Here is a 6775-nt window from a genome sequence, read left to right as displayed (position 1 = left end):
AGCGCCCCGGCGGCGGCCGGCGCCGCCGCGGCCCGCGCCGCGAAGAGGCCGCCGAGTGAGCTGACGCTCCTTCGACAAGATTGAAAAAGGCGGCCTCCGGGCCGCCTTTTTTGTGTCGCGGCGCGTGTCGGCTGGCGACATCCTCGGACGTCCTAGACCCGACCGCGGCTGGCGCCGCCGGACCCCGAGGAGGAACGCGATGCGCTTCATGATCATCCGCAAGGCCGACGCAGACACCGAAGCCGGCAAGATGCCTTCCGAGGCGCTTCTGCAGGCGATGGGCGACTACAACAAGCAGATGCTGGACGCCGGCGTGATGGTCACCGGCGAGGGGCTGAAGCCCACGTCGGCCGGCGCCCGCGTCCGGCTCTCGCGCGACGGAACGCCGCCCGTGGTCACGGACGGGCCGTTCGCGGAGTCGAAGGAGCTCGTCGCGGGCTTCACCATCATCGAGGTGGCCTCCAAGGACGAGGCGCTCGACTGGGTCAGGCGCTGGCCACGCGAGGACGCGCCCGTCGAACTCGAGCTCAGGCAGGTCTATGAGCTCTCGGATTTTCCCGTCGACCCCGCCGAGGCGCCGGATGGATGGCGCGCCATGGAGCAGGCTGCTCGGGACCGCGAGGGCGGCCGCTGAGACCCGGCGTCAGGCGGAGCGCCAGACCTCCCGGGAGGCGCCAGAACGCGCCTGAGGGCGCTTGGGAAGGCCGCCGACACGATACGATGAAGGGCCGGGGGATCGTTCGTTCCGGTGCCGCCTCACGACGATCTGGGGGCCGGGCGGCGCGCCACGCGCGGCCACCCCCCCTGTCGAGAGCCTCTGACAGGACGCAGCCGCTCGCCGGTGTCCGGCGACGTCCGAGCGAGGAATCGAGCTCTAGCGGGCTCCCTGAGCCGCGGTCCAGCGCCGCGACGATCACGTCGCGTCCGTTCAGAAGAAGATCGCAAGTCCGGCAGGGGGGATTTGGCGCCTTCTCCTCAAGCATCCGCAGATGTCGGACGGATCCGTCCCAGGCGCTCGCCCTTTCGCGACGAAAGCCGCGGCATCAGCGCGGACGCGTAGACGGCGTCGGACGAGCCAAAAAGCCGGCCTGAAAAGGCCTGCTCAGGTCACTGGGATGTGGAGAAGAAGTTTGTCACCGGGGAAGTGGTGGAGCCGAGGGGATTCGAACCCCTGACCTCTGCAGTGCGATTGCAGCGCTCTCCCAACTGAGCTACGGCCCCGCATCCCCGAAGGCGCGCATTTAGGTTGCCCGCCAGCGCACTGTCAAGCGCCGGTCTCACGGCGGCTTGCCCGGCCGGGCCACGGCCGTTATTGGTCGCGTGCCACGTTCCGTCGCCAAGGGGCTCTTCGACGCATGCGCGCGATTCTCGACGTCGTTCTGCTCGCCTTGCAGCTTTACGTCTGGCTGTTGATCGCCTCAGCGATCCTGTCGTGGCTGGTGGCCTTCAACGTGGTCAACCCGCGCAACGGCGTCGTGGCCGGAATCTACGACTTCCTCTACCGAATCACGGAGCCACTGCTGCGGCCGATCCGGAACGTGCTGCCGTTCCTTGGCGGCATCGACATATCGCCGGTCATCCTGCTGCTCATCATCTTCCTGATCCAGCGGGTGATCGTGCTTTATCTCTATCCGGTCGTCTTCTGATCAGGGCCGGAACGGCCCTCCGTCGCCGACATCACGATGCGAACGAGGTCGGCGGCGTTCTTGGCGCCTAGCTTCTCCATGATTCGCGCCCGGTGGACCTCGATGGTGCGCGGGCTGATGCCAAGCCGCCGGCCCGCTTCCTTGTTCGACTGGCCGCCTGCGATCAGGACGAGGACCTCCCGCTCGCGGGGCGTCAGCGCGTCAGCGCCTGCGATCTCGCCCGCGCGCCCGCTGCGCAAGGTGGCGTCGGCCCGGGCCTCGCTCGCGGCGAGCGCGTTTCGGACACGCTGAAGCACCTCGAGGGGATCGAACGGCTTCTCGATGAAGTCGAGCGCTCCGTGGCGGATCGCGTCGACCGCCGTCGGGATGTCGGCGGAGCCTGAGATCATGATCACGGGAGACGTCGAGCCGCGCGCGTTGAGCTCGCGCAACACATCCAGGCCCGACATCCCGGGCATCAGGACGTCGAGCAGCACGCAGGCAGGCGGCCCCTCGGAATCGCGCGCGAGGAAAAGCTCGCCGTCGCTGAAGCACTCCGCCCGGAACCCGTCCGCGTCGAACGCGGCGGAAAGCACGTCACGGATCGTCTCGTCGTCGTCGACGACGCAGACCACTCCACCCCACGCCACTTCGGGCATCCGCGTCCCCACGCGTTCGACGCCGATACAGGATACCGCGCACGTAACGGTGGACTAGAGCGCAATAGCGAGCGCCCGCGCAAGGTCATCCTTATCGGATCGTTAATTCTCGCGACGGTTGCGGCGAGAACTGCGACCTTCAGGTCTCAGCCGGCGCGCTCGATCTCGGCGAGGATGTCGTCGGCGGCGGCGCGCGCGGACGTCTTCACGCCCAGGTAGATCAGCATCGGGCTCGACACGAAGATCGCCGAGTAGGTGCAGATGACGACGCCGAAGAGCATCACGTTGGCGAAGCCCTGGATCGCCTGGCCGCCGAACAGGACGAGCGCGAGCAGCGACAGCGCCGTGGTCGTCGCCGTCATCACGGTGCGCGACATGGTCGAGTTGATCGACAGGTCGAGCAGCTCGGGAGTCGGCAGGTTCTTGTACTTGCGCAGAAGCTCGCGCGTGCGGTCGAACACGACGACGGTCTCGTTGAGCGAGTAGCCGACGATCGTCAGGATCGCGGCGATCGAGGTCATGTTGAACTCTTCGCGGGTGATCACGAAGAAGCCGAGGGTGAGGACGATGTCGTGCAGCGTCCCGATGATCGCCCCGATCGCGAACTGCAGCTCGAACCGGAACCAAAGGTACGCAAGGACCGCGAAGATCGCGAGGACCACGCCCAGCGTGCCGGACTGAACCAGTTCGCCCGAGACCCGCGGGCCGACGGTCTCGACGCGCCGGATATTGTAGTCCTTCTCGAACGCTGCGCGGGCGCGCTGCACGAGCGCGCTCTGCGCCGCCTCGCCGCCGGGCTGGGTCCGGAAACGGACGGAGATATCGCCCGCCGACCCGATCTCCTGAACCTCGACGTCTCCGACTTCGAAGCTCTGCGCGAGCGACCGGACCACGCCCGGGTCAGCCTTGCCGGTTTTGGCCTGGATCTCGATCAGGGTGCCGCCGGTGAAGTCGATGCCGAAGTTCAGTCCCATCGTGACGAACAGCACGATGGTCATGACGGAGATCGCGGCCGAGAACGGGTAGCTCAGCACGCGCCAACGCACGAAGCGGAACTTGCTGTCGTCGGGGAAGAGACGAATGAGGCGCATGGATCTCGCTGGGCTCCGTCAGAACGGCATGGTCTGCGGCCGCGTGCGGCGGTACCAGACGGCGATCATCATGCGCGTCATCGTCACGGCGGTGATGACCGTCGTCAGGATGCCGAGCAGGAAGACGACGGCGAAGCCGCGCACCGGCCCGGAGCCGAGCATGAACAGAATGATCGCGGCGATCGCCATCGTCGAGTTCGAGTCGAAGATGACAGCGAAAGCGTGACGGAAGCCTGCGTCGATCGCAGACACCATGTTGCGGCCGGCGCGGTACTCCTCGCGGATGCGCTCATAGATCAGCACGTTGGAATCGACCGCCGTGCCGATCGTCAGCACGATGCCGGCGATGCCGGGCAGCGTGAGCGTCGCGCCAAGCAGCGACATCAGCGCGAAGATGAAGATGACGTGGATCGTCAGCGCGATGTTCGCGAAGAAGCCGAACACGCCGTAGGTCGCGAACATGAAGACGACGACGAACAGCGCGGCGTACCAGGTCGCTCGGGTGCCGGCGTCGATGGAGTCCTGGCCCAGGCCGGGCCCGACGGTCCGCTCTTCGATGACGGTGAGCGGCGCGGGCAGCGCGCCGGCGCGCAGCAGCACGGCGAGATCGTTGGCGCTCTGGACCGTGAAGTTGCCGGAGATCTGCCCCTGCCCGCCCGTGATCGGCTCGTTGATGCGCGGCGCCGAGATCACCTTGTTGTCGAGCACGATGGCGAAGGGCTTGCCGACATTCGCCTGCGTCACCTCGCCGAAGGCGCGGGCGCCCTTGGTGTTGAACTTGAAATTGACGATCGGCTCGTTGGTCTGGGAGCTGAAGCCCGCCTGCGCGTCGGTGAGGTCTTCGCCCGACACCAGCACGCGCTTCTCGACCAGGATCGGCGTGGTCTGTCCGCCGCCGCGATCTTCCTGCAGCACCTCCGCGCCGTCCGGGGGCCGTCCGGCGGCGGCCTGCTCGGCCGGCATCGACAGGTCGACGAGGCGGAACTCGAGCTTCGCGGTCTGACCGAGGAGGTCCTTGAGCCGTTGCGGGTCCTGAAGCCCAGGCACCTGGAGCAGGATCCGGTCCGCGCCTTCGCGCTGGATCGAGGGCTCGACCGTTCCGAGCTCGTTCACGCGACGGTCGACGATCTGCAAGGACTGGTCGACCGCCGAACGGATGCGCGCCTGAAGAGCGGCCTCGGTGAGCGTCGCCGCCACGACGCGGTCGCTCGGCGAGGAGATGTCGACTTCCACCGGTCCGGAGCCGCCGAACAACGTCGTGCCGACCGGCGTCGCGAGCGTACGAAGCTTCTCGAGCGCGAGAACCTTCTGGCCGGGATCCCGCAAGGTCGCCGACACGGTGTTCCCGTTCAGCTGGATCGCGGTCGTTCCGATTCGGGCCTCCCGGAGGACGCGGCGCACGTCCTCCTGAAGGGCGATCTGGCGCGACCTGCGCAGCGCCTCGCCGTCAACCTCGAGAAGAAGCTGCGAGCCGCCCTGCAGATCGAGGCCGAGCACGACCGTCCTCGCCGGGAACCAGCTGGGGTACTTGTCGCGCACAGACTGCGGCAGGACGTTCGGCAGCGCGAACAGGATTCCGAGGGCGCACAGCGCGAGGACTGCGACCGTCTTCCAGGTTGAGAAGTAGAGCATGGAGCGCCGAAAGCCCTTCTGCCGGCAGACTGACGTCGAGCGTCAGGGGGCCTCGGTCTTGACGGGCTCGCCCTTGGTGCGAACCTCGGCGATCATGCCGCGCGCCAGGCGGACCCGCACGTTGTCGGCGATCTCCACCTGCACCTCAGCGTCGTCGGTGACCTTGCTCACCTTGCCGATCAAGCCGCCCGACGTGACGATCGTGTCGCCACGGCGCACGTTCTTGATCATCTCCCGATGCTCTTTCGCCCGCTTCTGCTGCGGACGCAGGATCAGGAACCACATGATCACGAAGATCAGGACGAACGGGAGGAGCTGGATCAGGAACTCCGATCCGCCGGGCGCGGATCCCGTGGCCGTCTGGGCGAAGGCGGGGGTGATGAACATGAGAGCTCCGATGGCGGGGTCTTCCGCCTCGCTCTGAAGAGCCGGCTTCAACCTTGGGGAACGCCGCCGAAGCGGGGCCCCGGCGAAAGCGCGCGGACTATAGCCACGGCCCCGGTGAAATCAAATCACGCGTCGGCGCGGCCCGCCGACTGCGGCTTTGGTCGGACATGACATCTACGCAAGCCCTCTCCGACGCCAGCGCCGGTGGACGCCGAAGAGCCGCCCCTTTACCACCGCACCGGCAGCGCTGGTGCCGAGCGCTGCGATCTAAGAGCGAGCAGCGCCTTGTCCGATCCGTTCTATTCCATGCCAGCGACCGATACGCGCGACGCGCTGCTGGCGCGGATCGCTGACGCCCTGGAGCGCATTGCGCCCGCGCGCGCCGAGGCTCCTGATTTTTCGGTCGCCGACGCCTTCGTGTGGCAGGCGCCCGAGCGCAGGCTTTCGCCCGTCGCCAAGGTTTCGCGCGTGGACATGGTGCTGCTGAAGGGGATTGACCGCGTCCGCGACCAGCTGCTCGACAACACCTTCCGGTTCGCTCGCGGCAAGCCCGCGAACAACGCGCTTCTCTGGGGCGCGCGGGGCATGGGCAAGAGCTCTCTGGTCAAGGCGACCCATGCGACCGTCGCCGCCGCGCTCGAAGCGGAAGGCCAGCCGAAGCTGAAGCTCATCGAGATCCATCGCGAGGATATCGAGACGCTCCCGATCCTCATGGGGCTGCTCAGGCCGGCGCCCTTCCCGTTCCTGCTGTTCTGCGACGACCTCTCCTTCGACCTGGAGGACACCTCCTACAAGTCTCTCAAGGCGGTGCTCGACGGCGGAATCGAGGGGCGGCCCGACAACGTTCTGTTCTACGCCACCTCGAACCGCCGCCATCTGCTCGCGCGGGAGATGATAGAGAACGAGCGCTCGACGGCCATCAATCCCGGCGAGGCGGTGGAGGAGAAGGTTTCGCTGTCGGACCGTTTCGGCCTGTGGCTCGGCTTCCATCGCTGCAGCCAGGACGAGTATCTCGCGATGGTGAACGGCTACGCCGAGCATTTCGGACTGAAGGCGGCCCCCGAGGAGTTGCGTCGTGAGGCCCTCGAATGGGCGACCACCCGGGGCTCGCGTTCGGGCCGCGTCGCCTGGCAGTTCATCCAGGACTTCGCCGGCCGCGCCGGGGCCTGACGCTCACGCCGCGCGCTCCAGCAAGGCCAGATAAGCGGCGCGCGAATCGGGCGGTCGCATCCCTCGCGGCCCCCAGACCCGCGTGTCGAGGAAGTAGCCGGTGAGCGCAAAGCCCGCCGCGACGTCGGCTGCGGTGGGCGAGGCGTTCGCGCCGCCGGCCACCAGGAAGGGCGGCAGCGCGAACAGCTTCTCCGCATAGGGCGCGCCCGCC

Annotated in this window: 7 protein-coding genes, 1 tRNA gene and 1 pseudogene; 3 read left to right on the top strand and 6 right to left on the bottom strand. The window is 67.5% G+C overall.

The annotated features are described in order from the left end of the window. Nucleotides 1–199: 199 nt before the first annotated feature. Entirely contained in the window at nt 200–634 is a 435-nt protein-coding gene (locus ACIKT0_RS10820) for a YciI family protein (protein WP_407105355.1), read from the top strand. Between the two features lie 511 nt (nt 635–1145). On the opposite strand, the gene ACIKT0_RS10815 is transcribed toward ACIKT0_RS10820, so the two are convergent. Further along, a tRNA-Ala gene (locus ACIKT0_RS10815) sits at nt 1146–1221 on the bottom strand. Nucleotides 1222–1355: 134 nt separating this feature from the next. On the opposite strand from ACIKT0_RS10815, the gene ACIKT0_RS10810 reads away from it, so the two are divergent. Beyond that, nucleotides 1356–1646 carry a YggT family protein gene (locus ACIKT0_RS10810; RefSeq protein ID WP_407105354.1) on the top strand — a complete coding sequence of 97 codons (291 nt, stop codon included), beginning with the start codon at nt 1356–1358 and terminating at the stop codon, nt 1644–1646. On the opposite strand, the gene ACIKT0_RS10805 is transcribed toward ACIKT0_RS10810, so the two are convergent. The 4 genes from ACIKT0_RS10805 to yajC all read right to left on the bottom strand — a co-directional run bounded on the left by ACIKT0_RS10805 (nt 1628) and on the right by yajC (nt 5394). Further along, nucleotides 1628–2284 (bottom strand): response regulator transcription factor, encoded by a 657-nt coding sequence (locus ACIKT0_RS10805; protein ID WP_407105353.1) that lies wholly within the window; start codon nt 2282–2284, stop codon nt 1628–1630. The genes ACIKT0_RS10810 and ACIKT0_RS10805 overlap by 19 nt on opposite strands. Before the next feature lie 146 nt (nt 2285–2430). Further along, complete coding sequence (gene secF, locus ACIKT0_RS10800; RefSeq protein WP_407105352.1) at nt 2431–3375, bottom strand: protein translocase subunit SecF; 945 nt, start codon at nt 3373–3375, stop codon at nt 2431–2433. A gap of 18 nt (nt 3376–3393) precedes the next feature. Beyond that, nucleotides 3394–5007, bottom strand: a complete 1614-nt coding sequence (secD, locus tag ACIKT0_RS10795; protein WP_407105350.1) for a protein translocase subunit SecD — start codon at nt 5005–5007, stop codon at nt 3394–3396. A 42-nt stretch (nt 5008–5049) separates the two neighbouring features. Continuing rightward, entirely contained in the window at nt 5050–5394 is a 345-nt protein-coding gene (gene yajC, locus ACIKT0_RS10790; RefSeq protein ID WP_183394192.1) for a preprotein translocase subunit YajC, read from the bottom strand. Between the two features lie 306 nt (nt 5395–5700). Here yajC and ACIKT0_RS10785 point away from each other — a divergent pair, with 306 nt between their 5' ends. Continuing rightward, nucleotides 5701–6564 carry an ATP-binding protein gene (locus tag ACIKT0_RS10785; RefSeq protein WP_407105349.1) on the top strand — a complete coding sequence of 288 codons (864 nt, stop codon included), beginning with the start codon at nt 5701–5703 and terminating at the stop codon, nt 6562–6564. Between the two features lie 3 nt (nt 6565–6567). Here ACIKT0_RS10785 and ACIKT0_RS10780 read toward each other — a convergent pair. Further along, a pseudogene (locus tag ACIKT0_RS10780) lies at nt 6568–6775 on the bottom strand (DNA repair protein RecO); the annotation flags it as partial.

The sequence above is a fragment of the Hansschlegelia beijingensis genome (assembly GCF_045505405.1).
Taxonomy (GTDB): domain Bacteria; phylum Pseudomonadota; class Alphaproteobacteria; order Rhizobiales; family Methylopilaceae; genus Methylopila; species Methylopila beijingensis_A.
Note: the sequence above shows the minus strand (reverse complement) of the source record. Positions and strands in the feature narration are given on the sequence as shown.

What these genes read in the sequence shown, in the direction of transcription:
- ACIKT0_RS10820 (WP_407105355.1), top strand. Translation starts at nt 200, where the DNA reads ATGCGCTTCATGATCATCCGCAAGGCCGACGCAGACACCGAAGCCGGC.
- ACIKT0_RS10810 (WP_407105354.1), top strand. Translation starts at nt 1,356, where the DNA reads ATGCGCGCGATTCTCGACGTCGTTCTGCTCGCCTTGCAGCTTTACGTC.
- ACIKT0_RS10805 (WP_407105353.1), bottom strand. Translation starts at nt 2,284, where the DNA reads ATGCCCGAAGTGGCGTGGGGTGGAGTGGTCTGCGTCGTCGACGACGAC.
- secF (WP_407105352.1), bottom strand. Translation starts at nt 3,375, where the DNA reads ATGCGCCTCATTCGTCTCTTCCCCGACGACAGCAAGTTCCGCTTCGTG.
- secD (WP_407105350.1), bottom strand. Translation starts at nt 5,007, where the DNA reads ATGCTCTACTTCTCAACCTGGAAGACGGTCGCAGTCCTCGCGCTGTGC.
- yajC (WP_183394192.1), bottom strand. Translation starts at nt 5,394, where the DNA reads ATGTTCATCACCCCCGCCTTCGCCCAGACGGCCACGGGATCCGCGCCC.
- ACIKT0_RS10785 (WP_407105349.1), top strand. Translation starts at nt 5,701, where the DNA reads ATGCCAGCGACCGATACGCGCGACGCGCTGCTGGCGCGGATCGCTGAC.